A 17366-nucleotide genomic window follows, 5' to 3' on the forward strand; every position below is an offset into this window, starting at 1 on the left:
TATAAGTTTTAACAAAAAAAGGTAGGTGTTCATTGATTTGGTATACTTAGAAAAAATTTCTGTTATTTTGATGTTAGGTTGTTTAACAATATTATTAATAAAAATATTTTTATTAATAAAAGATAATAATGCAAATAAAGTAGTTGATTACGTTAATGTAAAAAATGATGAATTAATGACACCAGTACAATTTGAAAAGCTTATAATGAGTAGTCAATTTAAAAAAGCATTAGATATGTATAAACCGAAGATTTTATTATTAATTAGTAAAGATTGCCCGTATTGCAAAGAGATTTTTGAGATTTATTGGAATGAATTTCATAGTAAAGTTAATAACTATATAGATACTTTTGTATTAGTAGAAGATATTGATGAAAAATCAGAATCTTTTCTAAAACTATACGATTTTAAATTCAATATTCTTAAATATGATAGGCAATTTCTTGCTGAAAATTCAATTGATACTGCCCCTTCATTTATTTATTTAAATGAAATAAATGAAATAATATTAAAAACACCAGATGTTTATAGCTTTTTTAATTTAGTTTATGATTCTAATTCTACAATCAAAAATAAGGAGGAAGTATTATTATGAGTAATTTTCTAAATAATTTAATTCAACCAGCAGCAGCAGCTTGTTCAGAAAAAGTATTTTACAAATGGTGTCAAGGTGACGCACGTTGTGCTACAGAGGGGATGATAGGAACTATGGGACGATGGGTTGACAAGAACAACCCGCAATGGGGTTGCGATGGTAATATACAGCTTTGCAATTGTGGTTGCACTAAATAAAACTATATAAAAATAGTTTAATATTTATTAAAATAAAAATTAAATAAAAAAATAGTCTAATATTGTAGAATTAGAATTTATAATAAAGGTTGGACTTTAAAGGTTCAGCAAACCGTAGACAGTTTTCCTTTGTCTACGGTTTTTTTAGAGCATTTCAGCTAATTTTTCCGTGGGGATAGTTTTATTTAAATATAGTTTCAATAAATAATTATTAGGGAGAACTTAAAAATGTTATTTTATATAATAAATTTTTATATTAAAAACTGTTTAAAATTATCAATTTTTAATATAATTTTAAAAATAATAAATGGATTTTCTCCAGTAATTTCGATATATTTTTTCCAATTGTTAATTAATGAAATACTAAATTACATAAATGGGGAATCTGAACTAAAAAAATTAATAATTCTTTTTTTGCTTCAAATTTTACTATTAATTATTCCTTATTCTATGAATCATTTGCTTGCAATAAATGAACAAATACTTACAAATAAAGTAACAAAAATCCTTACAAATGAAATTTTTTTTAAAACCTCTCAAACAGAATTTCTAAATTTTGAAAACCCGGAATTTTATGATTCTTACCAAAGAGTCATTTCAAATAAAGAAAATTTGAATAATGCTTTTAATGCTTTGACTTATCTTGTTAGTGCTTTAATAAGTCTAATATCTTCACTGGCTTTACTAACAATTATTGATAATTTAGTTGTAATAATAGTAATTTTTGGGGTTATTCCTTATTTCGTTATTCAGCTTAAATTCTCTAAAAAAAATTTCCTATTTTTGTCAAGTTTAATACCTATACATAGGAAGGAACAGTATATCTCATTTACTCTTAGCCAACGAGATATGTTAAAGGAAACCATTATTTTTAATAGCTTTGATTTTTTTGTGAAAAGGTGGAATAACTATTTTCATGAATATACAGATTCCGAAATTAATTTCCTTAAAATTAAAACTAAATATCTATTTTTATCAGAGATTATTCTAGTTCTAACATATGCTTTTTCTGGAATTATTGTAATTTTGAATTTACAAACAAGTACTACAGCTGGGGGGGTATTAGCAACTTTACAAGCAATTCAGTTATTACAAAGCAATTTAAGCCTTTCTACTAGATATTTTTCAGATTATAAAAATTCGTCTTACTTTATTAAAGATTTTCTGGAATTTGTAAAAACTCCAGGAAAATCAGAAAAGGAGTATTCAGTTTCAAATAAAGAAGAGTTAAGAATAAAAAATATTAAAATTAAAGATCTTTCTTTTAAATATCCAAATATGAGTGAAAATATATTAAAAAATATAAATTTGGAAATAAATTATGGCGAGAAGGTTGCTATTGTCGGTCAGAACGGTAGTGGCAAAACAACCTTAATGAAAACCATTTTAGGCCTATATTCTAACAAAAGTGAAAATATAAAAATAAACAATATTAAATTTAATGATTTGGACATTAAGGAATATCAAGAAAAAATTTCTGTTTTATTTCAAGATTTTGTTCATTATGAACTCACAGTTAATGAAAATATTTCATTTGAAAATGATGAGAATTGCGATAATTCTCGCATCAAGAATGCTATCAATAAGGTTGGCTTAACAGAATTTGTTGAGAATTTACCTCATAAGTATGACTCGGTATTGGGACGACAGTTTGAGGGAGGAAATGAATTATCAGGAGGTCAATGGCAAAAAATTGCATTAGCAAGAGCATTATATCGTGATAGTGATTTAATTGTGTTGGATGAACCGTCTTCTGCGCTTGATCCGATTGCAGAAAAAGAAATTATGAATAACCTTTTAAATATTTACGAAGGTTCAATTTTATTTGTTACTCATCGATTAAAAATAGCCGCCTTAGCAGATAGAATTATCGTTTTAAAAAATGGTGTAATTATAGAAGAAGGTACTCATCAAGAGTTAATAAATAAAAAAGGATATTATAACGAAATGTATAATGCCCAAAATAACATTCATAATATTGAATTTTTAGTTCACTAAAAATTTTTTAAGAATAATTAGGAGGGAAGAATTTTGTATTCTATATATTGGATAAGTAATTTTCTTTTAATTTTTTTAATATTCATTTTTAGTACTTCTGCTTTGGATAAAGCAATTAATTTTAAGCAAAGTATTGTAACTTTATCTAATTTTGGTATTAAGAAAAATTATGCTCAAATTGCTTTAGTATTTTTATTAGTCGTAGAATTTTATATTGCTATATCTTTGAAATTAATGGGTGTTACATTAATTAATTTACTTTTAATCACTATTTTTTTTAGCACTGTATCAGTAGTAATATTTATAAATATCAAGAAAGGGAGAAAAAATATTTCATGTGGATGTGGTGGGATTTTAGAAAATGATAATCTATCATATTCGATCATCATTAGGAATGTAATTTTTATTTTAATAAGCTTATGTTTATATGATAAAAAATTAGATATTTCTAATGCTCATTTAATTATTATTTTTATTGTCATAGCTTCAATAGGGTTTATTAACTTATCAATAAAAAATCTTAAAAATTTCAAAAAGAATATGATTAACGTTATTGAAAAATTACAATAAAATCAAGATTCGAAATATAAACCAAGATTAAAAAGAGAGGAAGATGAAAATGTTTATTAATTTTATTATTGGAATAATTGCTGTAGTTTTACTTGTAGAAACATATGTAATTTATAGTTTAATTAAACTTATAAAGAATTTCTTAACGGAAATTCATTCCATAAAAGGTATTCAATTTGGTACCATTGCACAGGGAGACTTAGCGCCATTATTTAGAGCAGAAAATCAAAATAAGTCTAGAATAGTTTTAAAAGATATTTTAAGAGATAATGAAGTGACTTTATTATTTTTAAGTAATACTTGTTCTCAATGTCAAGAAGTTTTGAAGAATAGTAATGAAATCTTTAATGATTCTACAAGATATACCATTATTATTATGCAAGACCAATTAAAAGAAGAAATGTTCTTAAATAATGAAAAAATCAGTTTGATAGTTGCACCAGATTTATTTAAAAATTATAAAGTAACAAAAACACCCTACCTTTATTTTGTAGATAAGAACGGTCTAGTGAATTTTTCTACAGAAATATCAAATCCTAAGCATCTTAAGAAGTTATTATTATTAGAAGATGCTTCTTAATTTATAATATCTCTTTTAAAAAACGAAACAGGTGACGAATTAACAGCTTAATTCCTTTTCACCGGTTTCGTTTTTTCTTTTTAAATACTATATTCCTATGCACTTATTTAAGTGAAAAATTGAAACAAAATCATTCTAAAACATCTTTTATAGTTTTACAATAGTTTGTAACTTAGCCTAATGTAGAATTGAAAATTTAAAGCATTAGAATAAGTTTTAGTATAAAAGAACACTACGTAGGTAACCCATACATGACCAAACATATGATTTTATGTTAAAATTCATCTATCTAATGTGAACTGTGAGTTGAGATGTATGATGGAAAGTCAAAAGTATGCAATTGTAGATTTGGAGACGACTGGTCATTCACCGGCAAATGGGGACCGAATGATTCAAATAGCCATTGTTATTATGAAAGATTGGAAAATTGAGCGCACCTTTACGAAGTTTATTTATCCAGGTAAATCCATTCCAACTTTCATTCAGGATTTAACGCATATTACGGATGAGGATGTAAAGGATGCCTTGCCGTTTGAGGCACATGCCGACTACATATATGAATTACTGGCTGACTGTGTATTTGTCGCGCATAATGCGGATTTTGACTTATCCTTTTTACAAGCGGAATTCAAGCGTGCTAGTTTACCGAAATGGCAGGGTAAAAAGATGGACACGGTTGAGCTTGCCAAAATATTATTCCCGATGTCACTCAGCTTTAAGCTAGGTGATTTAGCGGCTGATTTAAATATAGAGCTAACAAATGCACACCGAGCAGACGATGATGCCCGTGCAACTGCTGAGCTCTTTATACATTGCTGGAAGGAGCTACTCAGTCTCCCACAGCTAACGCTTGAACAAATGCATAAACGTTCATTCAGATTAAAATCAAATTTATCCCAGCTGTTCTTCGAGGCGCTTCAAATTAAACGACAGCATGTCACTACTAATGAAAATGTCTCCTATTATCGCAATTTGGCTGTTTGTGATGGACGAAAAAAGTATACAAATAATGCAGAGATTGTAGCGTATCCACAAACGGCAGCTGACAAAGTATCATTAATGACAAAGGCGATGCCGAATTTTGAGCAACGACCCGCCCAATTCGAGATGATGGACACTATTTGGCAGGCGTTAAATGACAAAAGGGAGTGCGTTATTGAGGCTTCAACAGGTATTGGTAAAACAGCAGGATATTTACTTCCTGCGATTTTGTATGCTCGAGCAGTCGATAAAAAAATTGCGATTAGCACATATACGTCACACTTGCAAGAGCAGCTTGTTGAAGAAGAGCTACCCAAGATTGAAAAAATCCTTGGCACTAAAGTAAATATTGCTGTTCTAAAGGGCATGCAGCACTATATTGACCTTACACGTTTTGAGCAATGTATGGCATATGCAGATGAATCCTATGACGATACCTTTACGATTTTACAGATTCTCGTTTGGCTTACTAAAACAGAAACAGGTGTGTTAAGTGAGCTCAATGTTTCTGGTGGCGGACAGTTATTTTTAGAGAAAATCCGCAAAATGCCTGATGAAAAACCTTCTAGGGGCTTTGATTTCTATGAGCAAGCGTTAAAAAATAGTGAATTTGCCGATTGTATTGTGACCAATCATTCTATGGTACTCAGTGATTTAGTCCGCCAAACTCCGATTTTTACACAAATCGATGGATGGATTATTGATGAAGCACATCAATTTGTACAATCCGCCATGCAACAAGACGAAATTGTATTCTCTTATACGCAGTGGAAGTATATTTTCGGCCAAATCGGAACGATGGAGGAAACGGCTTTATTCCAACAATTTAGTCAGGCAGCTAAGAAAAAACAACGTGTTCCTATGCAAAGTTTACAACGACTAGATGCACAACTGATACGCCTACAACGGACATTCGATGAAACAATTCAGCGAGCTGTGCAAAAAATGCAGCAACAAATAAAAGGGAAACAAGCTAGTAGCAAATGGACTTTGTTTTTAGAGGATGTATCGTTAGCAAAAGAACCGCTTTTGCAAGTGAGTAAGCTCACACAGCAGTGGCTTGATCTTGCGACAGAGGTAGGTCATACCTTTGAAAATAATATTGAGCAATTAGATAAAAACGAGCTCTATATATTATCAGAGTGGCATTATTGGATCCGTGAATTGAAGGTGAAAATCGCCGAGTGGGAGGAAATTTTCCTATCGCCACAGGATGATAATTCAGTGTGGCTAGAATTTGATTTACGGAGCGTTCCTGGAAGCTTGCATGTCTTTAAAAAGCCTGTCAATGTCACGCCTATTATCGAAAAAGTACTTGCACCACTTCGTAAGCAGGCAAGTATTGTTTGGACTTCAGGGACTTTAACTGTGCCGGGCAATGAACGTTTTGTGACCCGTCAGCTTGGTATTTCTGATCGTGTACAAGTAATAAAGCTTCAAGCACCACCAGCCTATTATGCAGGAGCGAAAGCATTTATTGTTACGGACATGCCTGATATTCAACATGTGTCACAGGATGAATATATTGAAGCGGTGGCCCAAGCTATTACCCGTACGGTGCGGATGACTGAGGGACGTTGTTTCGTTTTATTTACGGCGCAGGACATGCTTCGCAAAACTGTAGAGCTTATTCAAGATAGTGAACTCCTTGATGATTATATGCTTTTTGCACAAGGCGTTACGGGTGGTAGCCGTATGCGAATTCTGAAATCATTCCAAAAGTTTAGCCATTCGGTACTCTTTGGTACAAACAGCTTTTGGGAAGGTGTGGACGTTCCAGGTGACGCACTGGCATCGGTTATTGTTGTTCGTTTACCGTTTTCTTCGCCAGAAGAGCCTGTATTTAAGGCGCGAGCAAAACATCTTACTGCTCAAGGTCGTAATTCCTTCAATGAGTTATCATTACCGGAAGCCATCATGCGCTTTAAACAAGGCTTTGGTCGTTTGATCCGTTCATCACAAGATAAAGGAGCCTTTATAGTTTTAGACCGCCGCATTTCAACAAAGTCGTACGGTAAGGAGTTTATCAAGGCATTACCACCGATTGCTGTAAAGAAATTGCAGCTACCTGAGTTGTTAAAGGAACTTAATAATTGGCAGAAATAGATGAAACCCCTTTTGGCAAAACTGCTAAAAGGGGTTTTTCGTAGAATAGAATCTAGCTAAAAAGTAACGGTTGGTCAAAGAGTGCAGGGAGCGGAGCGAATAGTTACTCATCTGATGTAATCGACCAAAAAAGCGTCAAGACAAAATGACTGTCTTTGACGCATCTTTATTTAATAGAGACAGGGACATCATCTATTAAAAATTCAACACAATTTCTGCCTTGTTCTTTTGCTTGATATAAAGCCTTATCACATCTAAATAATAAAGTATTTAGTGTATCACCATCTACATAGCTAGTTACACCAAAGCTACTAGTTTTTCGGTGCACGACAGGGAATTGATGATTTTCAAATTGTTGACGAAGCTTTTCAGAAAGCTTAACAGCATCATCTAGTGTAGTTTGAGGGCAAATAACTAAAAATTCCTCACCACCCCATCTTCCAATTGTATCTTGCGGTCGAATCGTATTTTGCAGGATCTCTGCTACGTTCATTAAAACTAAGTCGCCTACTTGATGGCCGAACTCATCATTTACTTCTTTAAAATAATCAATATCTAGTAGAATTATCGAGAACGGAGCGTCATGATGTTGTGCATGTTCTATAGCTTCCGCTAACACATAGTCTAACCTTACACGATTAGGGATTTGAGTAAGACGATCTGTATTTGCTAATTTTTCAAGGTCAAGTTTTGCACTTTCTAGTTCTTGTGTTCGTTCTTTTACTTTATGTTCGAGCGTTTCAGTGAGCGATTGTTGCATTGCCTGATGCTCTTTTTTTATTATATTAATTTTATCGCCTAAAGCTAATGACAAAAATATAGCTTCGAAAATAGCACCGACTGCAGGAACAGCCTCAAATATAATTGGATGGAAAGGAATAATACTTAAAAAAGCTAATGCTTGTACAATGATGGAACCAAGCAGAACAGTCCAACCGACTATATAAAATCTAGCCATTTTGTGGCCTTTTAACCACACAAATATTCCTGATAACCAAAGAAAACTAAAGACAACTACAGCAAAAATACTTGTGAAATTATTTGCAATCGCAACATCAGGGATAATAAATGAAGTTATTAAAGAAAATATCGTGATCCCTAATAGTATATTTCCTATTTTGTTGAATCGAGGTAAGTATTTTTTTAGTTCTAGAAACTCTTTACTAAATAGAATCATAAATAAAAATAAGATATTGCCACTTATGGCTGCGGATTTTATAAACAACCATTTAGGCAAAAGTTGTCCTACTAGTTCAATATCTAAAGAATTCAAAGTAGCTTGATAGAGAATAAAACTAAACATATACAAAACGTAGTAAAAGTAAGCTTTTTCTTTTAACGAAAAAAATAGAAATAAATTGTAGATTAATAATGCGGTTAAGAATCCATAAAAAATCCCTGTTAAATATTTATAGTCAATAATCTTATTGGCAAAGCTATCCGTTGTGAAAAGATAAGAAATTGTATTTAATGGTAATTGTCCATCTAATTTTATATAAATTTCTTTGATGGTTGGATCTTCAATTTCAAATAAATTAGAACGAAAATGAATTTTTTGTTCATCAATATTTACTATGCCTCTTTTTTGAACACGGTAGGAGCCATCTTCTTTCACTAAAAACATGTCAATGCTATTTAATTTGTCTGTTACCTCTAACCAGTAAGACTCCTGTTTATCCTTTAATATTTCATCGGCATCTAACCGTAGCCAAATCGTATCATTCGTATGCCAAAAAGATAAATAATTATCTTTACTAGCGACAAAGGAATTGTCATATGCACCACTTAATATATCTTCTATCGTAATTTTTTTTGACGGGTCACGAAAAATATCATAATACTTACCCAATATTATAGGTTCTGATTGTTCTGCCGCATGACATGTTAAGTTGAATTGTGTAAAAGTAAATATAAGTACGATAAAAAAATAAAATAACAGGTTGATTTTTTTAATTTTATTTTTCATCATTAATTCTTTCTCCTATCTTAATCCCTCTCCTTCAGTTTTTAGTAAGCGTACTGATGAAAGGTTTTATAAGGTACTCTAAAAATAGAGTATTATGTAAATATATCACACTTTATTCTATAATTAGGATATTTCCCTGAATACTAAATAAAATATTAAAAAAGTACCGATAATTGTTAACAAAAGAATTCACAAAGACCATAAGAGTAAGAATGATGATGGCTCATCAACAATATACAGGCATCATCATGCCAAAAATCAAGGAATTTAATGAACTATAATTAGTGGAAAAGCGATTATTTATAGGAAATATGCCCAGTCGGAACGGCAATCATCTAATTAAAGAGCAGCTCAATATCTGTGATTCACTAACATTTCCTTTGTTTGTAGTAAAGACTTAGCCTAGTCAGCCCTTTGTATAAATAAGCGGTTATTGCAAAAAATAAGATCGTCAAAATGGGCAATTTAATTACAATAAGTGTTTGTAATTTTATCACTTGTTATGACAGGTTTTTCTGCAAATCGAACGCTTTATACATGTGAAAAATGGACGTGTATACTGGCTTCGTATTTACAAATGAAGGAGGTGTAAACATGAGCGTAGTTTATAGAATCGCTTTAGTATTAGTCATCATTGGAGCAATCAACTGGGGATTCATTGGATTCTTTAGATTTGATTTAGTTGCCTATTTGTTTGGTGGACAAACTGCGGTATTGTCACGATGGATTTATGCATTCATTGGGTTAGCCGGACTAATATCGTTACCGATTCTTGTTATGCGATTTGATGAGGATGAAGATCTTGATACAACTGACCTGGATCCTTATTCTCGTATAGACCGAAATCCTAGCTATGGTATGGAGGCTGGGGAAGAAGCGGATTTTATTGAAGTAAAAACAACTGAAGTGAAAAAAGTAGAAAAAAAGGATTCGAAAAACAAGTACAAATAACCTCCATTTTACCGATATACCTCAAGAAAACTGATGACCATTTGGTGGATCGTCAGTTTTTTGTTATGGCTAGGAGTATAGTATAAGGCTAAAATCCGCATAGAAATCAAGGATTGGGGAACAGTGTGTGTTATACATCCAGAAATCCAGATAACGAAGCGGATTGTCGTTTAGAATAAATTTCATTTCCTTGCAGCAATTAAAACAACTTCCGTATTTGTTACCATTAAAGTGATTTCTCCTAAGAGAACTGCCCGATTGGTGAAGACTAATAATCAGTGGGGAAGAAAAAACCCCACTGATTATTAGTTCACTTTATGGCTGTTGTAGAAGTGTGTTTAACGCAGTCGTAAATTTCTCCACAATAAAATCTTTTTCATCCGAAGAGATAATCAGTGGAGGAGACAGTGTTAGGATATTGTTAAAGCCCGCAACAGTGACTCCATTTTTGCCGATAATTAATCCCTGATCTTTACATAAGCTAATCACCTTGTTGACATCAGCTATATCAAGTGGTGTCTTACTATTTTTATCGCTTACAAGCTCAACACCTATTAATAAGCCCTTGCCACGAATGTTACCTACATAGGGGTGATCTTTTAACTGCTCTTGTAATTCAGATAGAAGAAGAGATCCCACTTCCGCAGAGCGTGTAAATAGATTTTCCTGTTCCATAATTTCAATGTTTTTCAATGCAACCGCACAGGCTGCTGGAGAGCCACCAAACGTGTTGACATGACGGAAAAAGTCATACTCCTCGCTACCTGCAAACGCCTCATAAACTTCACGTCGTACAGCTGTGGCAGATAGAGGCATATAAGCGCTCGTTAAGCCTTTTGCCATTGTCACAATATCTGGTTGAATCCCGTAGTTTTGGAAGCCAAATGCCTTTCCAGTACGTCCAAAACCACAAATTACCTCATCGACAATTAGCAAGGCACCCTGTTTTTCACAGACAGCTTTTACTCCTCGTAAATAGTTTTCATGTGGCATAATGACACCACCGCCTGTAATAATAGGCTCCATAATAACAGCGGCAATAGTATCTGCCATCTCCCAAGTCATCACATTGTCGATGGCCTGCACAGATGGTAATGAAGTAGGATCGTTACTTTTGATATGATCTTCATTCGCACGATAAGCGTCAGGTGGCGAAACATGAATAAATCCTGGAGCAAATGGTTCATATTTATATTTGCGCTGAGCTTGTCCCGTCGCAGCTAATGCGCCCATAGAGCTACCATGATACGCACGGTAACGAGAGATAATTTTTGTGCGGCTAGCATTGCCCTTTTGCTGATGATATTGTCGTGCAATTTTAAATGCAACTTCATTTGCTTCAGAGCCACTATTTGAGAAAAATACGACATACTCATCGCCTAGAAGCTCACTAATTTTTTCACTCAATTGGATGGCAGGTATATGACCTACCGATAAAGGTGTATACGTATTTTCTAGTAATTGCTCATAAGCCACTTTTGCAATTTCCTCACGTCCATAGCCAACATTTACGCACCATAAACCAGACATTGCATCGAGGTATCGTTTCCCACCAATGTCTGTAATCCAAGCTCCTTTTGACTTTTCAACAATCATCGTTGCATTCGGATTATAGGGCTTCATAGCGTGCCAAACATATTGCTCATCTTTGACTTGCCAGTTTTGACCTGTTAAATTTGCCACTAAGATTCAATCCTCCTAAACAATTAGTTTTGCAAACATTCATCTATATGAGGCAACAAAATGCAAAGTCGACCCCATTTGTACTTTATATGAATGCCTAAAGTGATTTAGAAGGTGAATATATTAATCGAAAATTCAGATAGATATAATTACGTCTATTGATGCGTCAACACATCTTCAATCAAAAATGCGATATAGAGATTCGTTTTTGTAAATGGGTTACTTAAGTCCATATCTAATAGCGTTTCTATTTTTTTAAGTTTATAAAGGACTGTGTTGCGATGAATAAATTGGCGTTCGCTAATCCTGCTAGTACTACCATTTTCCTCGATAAAAATGCGTAAAAATTGTACATAGTCTGTGTTATGCAATTCATCATAGCGGTAAAGCTGACCTAAGATGTCTTGATTATAGGATTTGATTAATGTTTGATTTTGCACGGCCATTATTATTTTATAGGCACCAATTTCTTTATATTTGTATAGGAAACGGTTGTTATGAAGTTTTGCTAATTGGATTACTGTTAATGATTCATCATAACTTTTGCGAACATTTTCAAGTTCTTTATGATAATTCCCTTTACCAATGATAATATCCAAGTAACCATTTTTTTGCGTTATTTTGTCGTATATTTCTTCAACGATTTTTGAGAAGGGAGTATTTGGTGTACTGATTTGTGCTCTGTCGATTAAAAAGATGAGGTGATTTTTATGCTTTAGTTTTAAGAAGCGTTTATATCTATTTTGAAATGCAAATTGAATCATGACCTCATAACGGTCAATACTAGCTTGTGCACCGTTTGTTGTGCATGAAATGATGGCAAACTCACTACCTTGTGGAAAACCTAACAGTGTTAATTGATCTTTAATATAGTGGGCGTTTTGTTTGTAGTGAAAAAGTAAGTTGTAGAGAATCTTTTCTTCGATGGAAAGCTCTTGATGGTGGTTGGAAATAAATTGAAATGTTGTTTTTAATAGATCTGCTATTCGATAACTCCATGGCATTTGAAAAATAGGGAAATCATGTTTGTTGGCAAATGTGATGACTGATTCTGGTATTTCCGGAATATATGGACCAGTATTAATAATAAAACCTGCTACTTTTTTAGAGAAAGCTAGTTTAACAAGCTGCTCTAAGTCTCCTTGTGAAGATAAATTAATACCTGTAGTCACGACTAATTCATTGGGTCTACAAAACATAATTAAATCGATGCTCTCTATTACGTTAATCCCTGTAACTCTTCGATATGTTCCGCTTTGTCCAGCTACTAATGTTAGCATTGGGAATTGAACTCCCTCTACAATTTTGCGAATCGTCCCCATTTTTTCCCCCCTTATTATGAACATAACTTACCATATATTATGTGCGGATGCACATATTTTTTTAGTTTGCTATCCATATCTCATAATTTTTATCTCTTATAGAATGTGTATTAACTACTGTGAAAGAGAGGACTTGCATATGTATAAGTGTAATAGTAGACGATTGCAAGAGTTAATTGAACAATTTAGCCAATTTGGAGCTACTGAAAATGGTGGCGTAACCCGTTTGTCTCTTTCGAATGAAGATGTTTTAGCAAGAAACTATTTTTGTGAGTGTTGTGAAGAATTAGGGATGGATATTAAAGTTGATGATATGGGCAATATTTATGCCATTCTACCTGGGAAAAAGGATGTCCCGCCAATTGTCATGGGCTCGCATTTAGATTCCGTTGAAAAGGGTGGGAAATTTGATGGTGTGTTGGGCATTTTAACAGCCATAGAGGCCATTAGAACGTTAAAGGAAAACGAGATTGAGCTAGATATACCGTTAATGATTGTTAATTTTACGAATGAAGAAGGTGCTCGTTTTGATCCAGCAATGATGAGCTCTGGCGTCATCTCATCCAAATTTGAAAAAGAAAAGATGCTGCAATCTGTCGACAAAAAGGGCACTAGTTTCGAAGAAGCACTGCAAGCAAGCGGCTATGAGGGAGATCAAGAAAATCGCTTAAAAGAAGCACTTGCTTATATTGAATTGCATATCGAGCAAGGGCCTGTTTTAGAGGCGAAGCAATTGGAAATAGGCGTTGTTGAAGGTGTATTAGGCATGGTTTGCTATGAAATTACGGTGACAGGGCAATCCAATCATGCTGGAACGACACCGATGACAATGCGTCAAGATCCGATGATCGTAACTTCGAAAATCATTTCGTATTTACATGAAGAGCTCGGAAAAATTGATGAACAGTTAGTGTTTACTTTTGGCCGAATGAATGTTTCTCCAAATATTCATACAGTGATACCGAACAACGTGACATTTACGATAGATTCACGTCATCAAAAACCAGAGATCATGCAAAAGGTTGAAGATATACTGAATAATCTTCCTACAGAGGATAAGGGCTGTAGTATAAAGCCAGTTAAGCTATGGGGTAGAGATACAGTCTATTTTGATACTCATATTTGTAATGAAGTGGAAAGGGCTTGTCAGAGCTTCGGCTATACTGCCCATCGAATGTTTAGCGGGGCAGGGCATGATGCGCAATATATTACAAGTATTGTTCCATCAGCGATGATTTTCGTACCTAGTATTAATGGTAAGAGTCATTGTGAGGAAGAGGAAACAACATTTGAAGATTGTGCGAAAGGAGCAGATGTATTACTTGAAACAGTATTGACGCTGCAAACAAAGTTCAGTATGGGGGAGACCTACACACTACATTAAGGTAGTTCCTAACATTATTATGATTGAGCATTCTCCATTATTTTACGAAGGGTGAGGGGCAGAATGAAAAAAATTATTAAAGGCGGACGAGTTGCGACAGCTGCAGATATTTTTGAGGCAGATATTTTAATTGAAAACGGAAAAATTGTTCAAATTGGCAAAAATCTACCCGACATTGGGGCAGAAGTAATTGATGCAACAGGTAAATATGTGATGCCAGGAGGAATTGATCCGCACACACATTTAGATATGCCATTTAACAATACTGTGACTGATGATGATTGGAAATCTGGTACCATTGCAGCAGCTTTCGGGGGGACAACCACAATTTTAGATTTCTGCTTAACTGCTGGTGAAGAAAAACTTTCGACTGCAGTTGAAAAGTGGCATGACAAGGCGAAAGGGAAATCAGCTATCGATTATGGATTCCACTTAATGATTGGTGATTTAACCCCTGAAACAGAAGCCGAATTGCCGCAAATCCTAGAGCAGGAGGGCATTACTTCTGTAAAAGTATTTATGGCTTATGCGAAAGAATTTCAAGCAACAGATCGCACCCTTTTTAAAGCTTTTAAAATAGCAAAAGACCTCGGTGCTGTTGTGATGGTGCACTGTGAAAATGGTTCTGTTATTGATGAGCTTGTAGAAGAGGCGCGACGTGCAGGTCATAAGGAGCCTATTTATCATGCGCTTACTCGTCCGGCTGAATTAGAAGGAGAAGCAACAAAACGTGCGATTGAGTTAGCCCATATTGCGGGCGCTACCCTTTATGTTGTGCATGTAACTTGTAAAGAGGCTGTAGATGAGATCATTGCTGCACGTGAAAAAGGCTATAACGTCTATGGTGAAACATGTCCACCATATTTAACTTTGGATCAATCTGCTTTAGCACAACCAGGTTTTGAGGGTGCAAAATATGTTTGGTCCCCACCACTTCGCCCGAAATACCATCAGGATCATTTATGGAATGCGCTAAAAGCAAAACAACTTCAAACAATCGGCTCTGATCAGTGCTCGTTTAGTTTTAAGGGTAAAAAACAGTTAGGAATAAATGATTTTTCTAAAATTCCTAACGGTGGGCCATTTATTGAAGATCGCTTCAGTATTTTATACTCAGAAGGTGTAGCAAAAGGGAAAATTTCTATCAATGAGTTTGTCGATATGATTTCCACAAGTGCGGCAAAAATATTTGGTTTATTCCCACAAAAAGGGACGATTGCAATTGGTTCTGATGCCGATATCGTTATTTTTGATCCAGAGGTAAAACGAGAAATTTCAGCGAAAACACATCATATGAACGTGGATTATAGCCCATATGAAGGTTGGGAAGTAACCGGTGAGCCAGTAAGTGTTCTAGTGCGTGGAGAGTATGTCATTAAAAATAAAGAATTTGTTGGTGTACTAGGTAGTGGGCAATATATAAAACGTCCATTAAAAACAGCAGCTGCAGAAGCACTAAACATGTAGCTTCTTCTTTCAGTTTATGACCGAATGGCCGATTGCTTTGGATGGAGAACAAAGCAATCGGTTTCGTAAATTACTTTACGGAAAAAATGAACACATGAGGGGGATGTGGAAATGGTTCCGATTCAAGAAAATCCAATGGCCTTACAGCTAAGACGTAATTTTGTGGAATTGACAAGCAAGATGACAAAGAATGAGGCAATGGAGGAAGCTAATCGTTGCCTGTATTGCTATGATGCACCATGTATTAAAGCTTGCCCAACGAGTATTCAAATCCCAAATTTCATAAAAAAAATTGCTTCTGGTAATATGAAGGGCTCTGCTACGACTATATTAGAAGCAAATCCAATTGGTGCAAGCTGTGCAAGAGTTTGTCCAACGGAGGAACTATGTGAAGGGGCGTGTGTACTAAATTCCTCAACAAAGCCAATTAAAATCGGAGAGTTACAGCGCTATGCTACAGATTGGGCAATGGAGACAAATGCTCAGCTATTTAAGCAAGGGCAAAGTAATGGTCAGAAGGTAGCGATTATTGGTGCAGGACCTGCTGGCTTATCTGCAGCTCGTGAACTTAGTCGTTTAGGCTATACTGTCACAATTTATGAAGCTGAATCGAAAGCTGGTGGTTTAGGTAGCTATGGTATTGTGTCGTTCCGCCTACCTAACGAAGTCGTTGATTGGGAAGTCGAGCAAATTGAAAAGCTTGGTGTGGAAATCAAAACAAACACATCTGTCGGTGTTGATATTTCTGCTGATGAGATTTTAGAGCAATATAATAGTATTATTTTGGCGGTTGGTATGGGAGCTGTACCGAATTTGGGCATTGAAGGGGAAGAGCTAGATGGCGTACATGATGCCATCGAGTTTGTTAGGAATACAAAAATGGGACCGCTTACAAAAGAAATAGTTGGGAAGCGAGTAGCTGTTATTGGAGCCGGAAACACCGCGATTGATGGTGCTACATGTGCTGTACGTTTAGGTGCTGACAATGTTCAAATTCTTTATAGAAGAACACAAAAAGAAATGACTGCATACAAATTCGAATATGAATTTGCCAAGCAGGATGGTGTTGAATTTAAGTGGTTAACAGCACCGAAAAAAATAATTGGTAACGAGCTAGGCAAGGTAGTAGGCATTGAATGTGTAAAAATGAAGCTTGGTGAAGCGGGGGCAGATGGTCGTCAAAGACCTGAGGAAGTTGAAGGCTCCAACTTTATTATTGAAGTGGACACTGTCATTAAGGCAATTGGTCAAACACGTTTTGTGTCATTGATCGAAGCTTTTGGCTTACAGCATACAAATGGTGTTGTGGATATTGATGAAACGACAATGCAAACTTCGAATGACAAAGTATTTGCATGTGGAGATGTCGTCTTCGGAAATGGACAGGGCGAGGCGATGGTAGTTACAGCTGTACAGCAAGGAAAAGATGCAGCCTATAAGATCCATGAACGTTTAACTTCTTTCAGCAAAGTGTCTATTGTACCGAAAGTGTAGCGACAGGTACAGATGAGTTGCAGAAATCTCCCATCTCTATAGGTGGTGAGGTGAATGCAAGTTTAAGTTACT

General features: G+C 34.6%; 13 protein-coding genes. 10 read left to right on the forward strand and 3 right to left on the reverse strand.

Going from position 1 to position 17366, the window contains the following annotated elements:
- The first annotated feature begins 37 nt into the window (after positions 1 to 37).
- The 6 genes from AB9L17_RS07585 (at position 38) to dinG (ending at position 7027) form a co-directional block, all read left to right on the forward strand.
- Positions 38 to 595 (forward strand): hypothetical protein, encoded by a 558-nt coding sequence (locus AB9L17_RS07585; protein WP_375200321.1) that lies wholly within the window; start codon positions 38 to 40, stop codon positions 593 to 595.
- Complete coding sequence (locus AB9L17_RS07590) at positions 592 to 792, forward strand: hypothetical protein (protein WP_375200322.1); 201 nt, start codon at positions 592 to 594, stop codon at positions 790 to 792. The genes AB9L17_RS07585 and AB9L17_RS07590 overlap by 4 nt, the downstream gene beginning before the upstream one ends.
- A gap of 228 nt (positions 793 to 1020) precedes the next feature.
- Positions 1021 to 2790, forward strand: coding sequence for an ABC transporter ATP-binding protein (locus AB9L17_RS07595; protein ID WP_375200323.1), 1770 nt, complete (start codon positions 1021 to 1023; stop codon positions 2788 to 2790).
- 33 nt (positions 2791 to 2823) lie between these two features.
- Positions 2824 to 3360 (forward strand): MauE/DoxX family redox-associated membrane protein, encoded by a 537-nt coding sequence (locus tag AB9L17_RS07600; protein ID WP_375200324.1) that lies wholly within the window; start codon positions 2824 to 2826, stop codon positions 3358 to 3360.
- Positions 3361 to 3409: 49 nt separating this feature from the next.
- Complete coding sequence (locus AB9L17_RS07605) at positions 3410 to 3940, forward strand: TlpA family protein disulfide reductase (RefSeq protein WP_068982810.1); 531 nt, start codon at positions 3410 to 3412, stop codon at positions 3938 to 3940.
- Positions 3941 to 4255: 315 nt separating this feature from the next.
- Positions 4256 to 7027 carry an ATP-dependent DNA helicase DinG gene (gene dinG, locus AB9L17_RS07610; RefSeq protein WP_375200325.1) on the forward strand — a complete coding sequence of 924 codons (2772 nt, stop codon included), beginning with the start codon at positions 4256 to 4258 and terminating at the stop codon, positions 7025 to 7027.
- A 166-nt stretch (positions 7028 to 7193) separates the two neighbouring features.
- Here the strand turns inward: dinG and AB9L17_RS07615 are convergent, their stop codons facing one another.
- Positions 7194 to 8996: a sensor domain-containing diguanylate cyclase gene (locus AB9L17_RS07615; protein ID WP_375200326.1), complete on the reverse strand. Its 1803-nt coding sequence runs from the start codon at positions 8994 to 8996 to the stop codon at positions 7194 to 7196.
- Between the two features lie 591 nt (positions 8997 to 9587).
- Between AB9L17_RS07615 and AB9L17_RS07620 the strand changes: the two genes are divergently transcribed.
- Positions 9588 to 9944 carry a DUF378 domain-containing protein gene (locus tag AB9L17_RS07620; protein ID WP_375200327.1) on the forward strand — a complete coding sequence of 119 codons (357 nt, stop codon included), beginning with the start codon at positions 9588 to 9590 and terminating at the stop codon, positions 9942 to 9944.
- Positions 9945 to 10259: 315 nt separating this feature from the next.
- On the opposite strand, the gene AB9L17_RS07625 is transcribed toward AB9L17_RS07620, so the two are convergent.
- Together AB9L17_RS07625 and AB9L17_RS07630 are read right to left on the reverse strand one after the other, a co-directional pair.
- The gene (locus AB9L17_RS07625) at positions 10260 to 11633 is read right to left on the reverse strand and encodes an aspartate aminotransferase family protein (RefSeq protein ID WP_375200769.1); all 1374 of its coding nucleotides are present in this window, start codon (positions 11631 to 11633) and stop codon (positions 10260 to 10262) included.
- A 149-nt stretch (positions 11634 to 11782) separates the two neighbouring features.
- Complete coding sequence (locus tag AB9L17_RS07630; RefSeq protein ID WP_375200328.1) at positions 11783 to 12949, reverse strand: PucR family transcriptional regulator; 1167 nt, start codon at positions 12947 to 12949, stop codon at positions 11783 to 11785.
- Between the two features lie 139 nt (positions 12950 to 13088).
- Here AB9L17_RS07630 and AB9L17_RS07635 point away from each other — a divergent pair, with 139 nt between their 5' ends.
- From AB9L17_RS07635 to AB9L17_RS07645, 3 genes are all read left to right on the forward strand, one after another.
- Entirely contained in the window at positions 13089 to 14333 is a 1245-nt protein-coding gene (locus AB9L17_RS07635) for a Zn-dependent hydrolase (RefSeq protein ID WP_375200329.1), read from the forward strand.
- Positions 14334 to 14396: 63 nt separating this feature from the next.
- Positions 14397 to 15800: a dihydropyrimidinase gene (gene hydA, locus AB9L17_RS07640; RefSeq protein WP_223554594.1), complete on the forward strand. Its 1404-nt coding sequence runs from the start codon at positions 14397 to 14399 to the stop codon at positions 15798 to 15800.
- 111 nt (positions 15801 to 15911) lie between these two features.
- Positions 15912 to 17294, forward strand: coding sequence for an NAD(P)-dependent oxidoreductase (locus AB9L17_RS07645; protein WP_375200330.1), 1383 nt, complete (start codon positions 15912 to 15914; stop codon positions 17292 to 17294).
- The last annotated feature ends 72 nt before the right edge of the window (positions 17295 to 17366 follow it).

The organism is Lysinibacillus sp. RS11 (genome assembly GCF_042019215.1).
GTDB lineage: Bacteria > Bacillota > Bacilli > Bacillales_A > Planococcaceae > Lysinibacillus > Lysinibacillus xylanilyticus_A.

Excerpts from the sequence above, each read along its gene's own strand:
- AB9L17_RS07590 (WP_375200322.1), top strand. The coding sequence starts at position 592 with ATGAGTAATTTTCTAAATAATTTAATTCAACCAGCAGCAGCAGCTTGT.
- AB9L17_RS07595 (WP_375200323.1), top strand. The coding sequence starts at position 1,021 with ATGTTATTTTATATAATAAATTTTTATATTAAAAACTGTTTAAAATTA.
- AB9L17_RS07605 (WP_068982810.1), top strand. The coding sequence starts at position 3,410 with ATGTTTATTAATTTTATTATTGGAATAATTGCTGTAGTTTTACTTGTA.
- dinG (WP_375200325.1), top strand. The coding sequence starts at position 4,256 with ATGATGGAAAGTCAAAAGTATGCAATTGTAGATTTGGAGACGACTGGT.
- AB9L17_RS07615 (WP_375200326.1), bottom strand. The coding sequence starts at position 8,996 with ATGATGAAAAATAAAATTAAAAAAATCAACCTGTTATTTTATTTTTTT.
- AB9L17_RS07620 (WP_375200327.1), top strand. The coding sequence starts at position 9,588 with ATGAGCGTAGTTTATAGAATCGCTTTAGTATTAGTCATCATTGGAGCA.
- AB9L17_RS07630 (WP_375200328.1), bottom strand. The coding sequence starts at position 12,949 with ATGGGGACGATTCGCAAAATTGTAGAGGGAGTTCAATTCCCAATGCTA.
- AB9L17_RS07635 (WP_375200329.1), top strand. The coding sequence starts at position 13,089 with ATGTATAAGTGTAATAGTAGACGATTGCAAGAGTTAATTGAACAATTT.
- hydA (WP_223554594.1), top strand. The coding sequence starts at position 14,397 with ATGAAAAAAATTATTAAAGGCGGACGAGTTGCGACAGCTGCAGATATT.
- AB9L17_RS07645 (WP_375200330.1), top strand. The coding sequence starts at position 15,912 with ATGGTTCCGATTCAAGAAAATCCAATGGCCTTACAGCTAAGACGTAAT.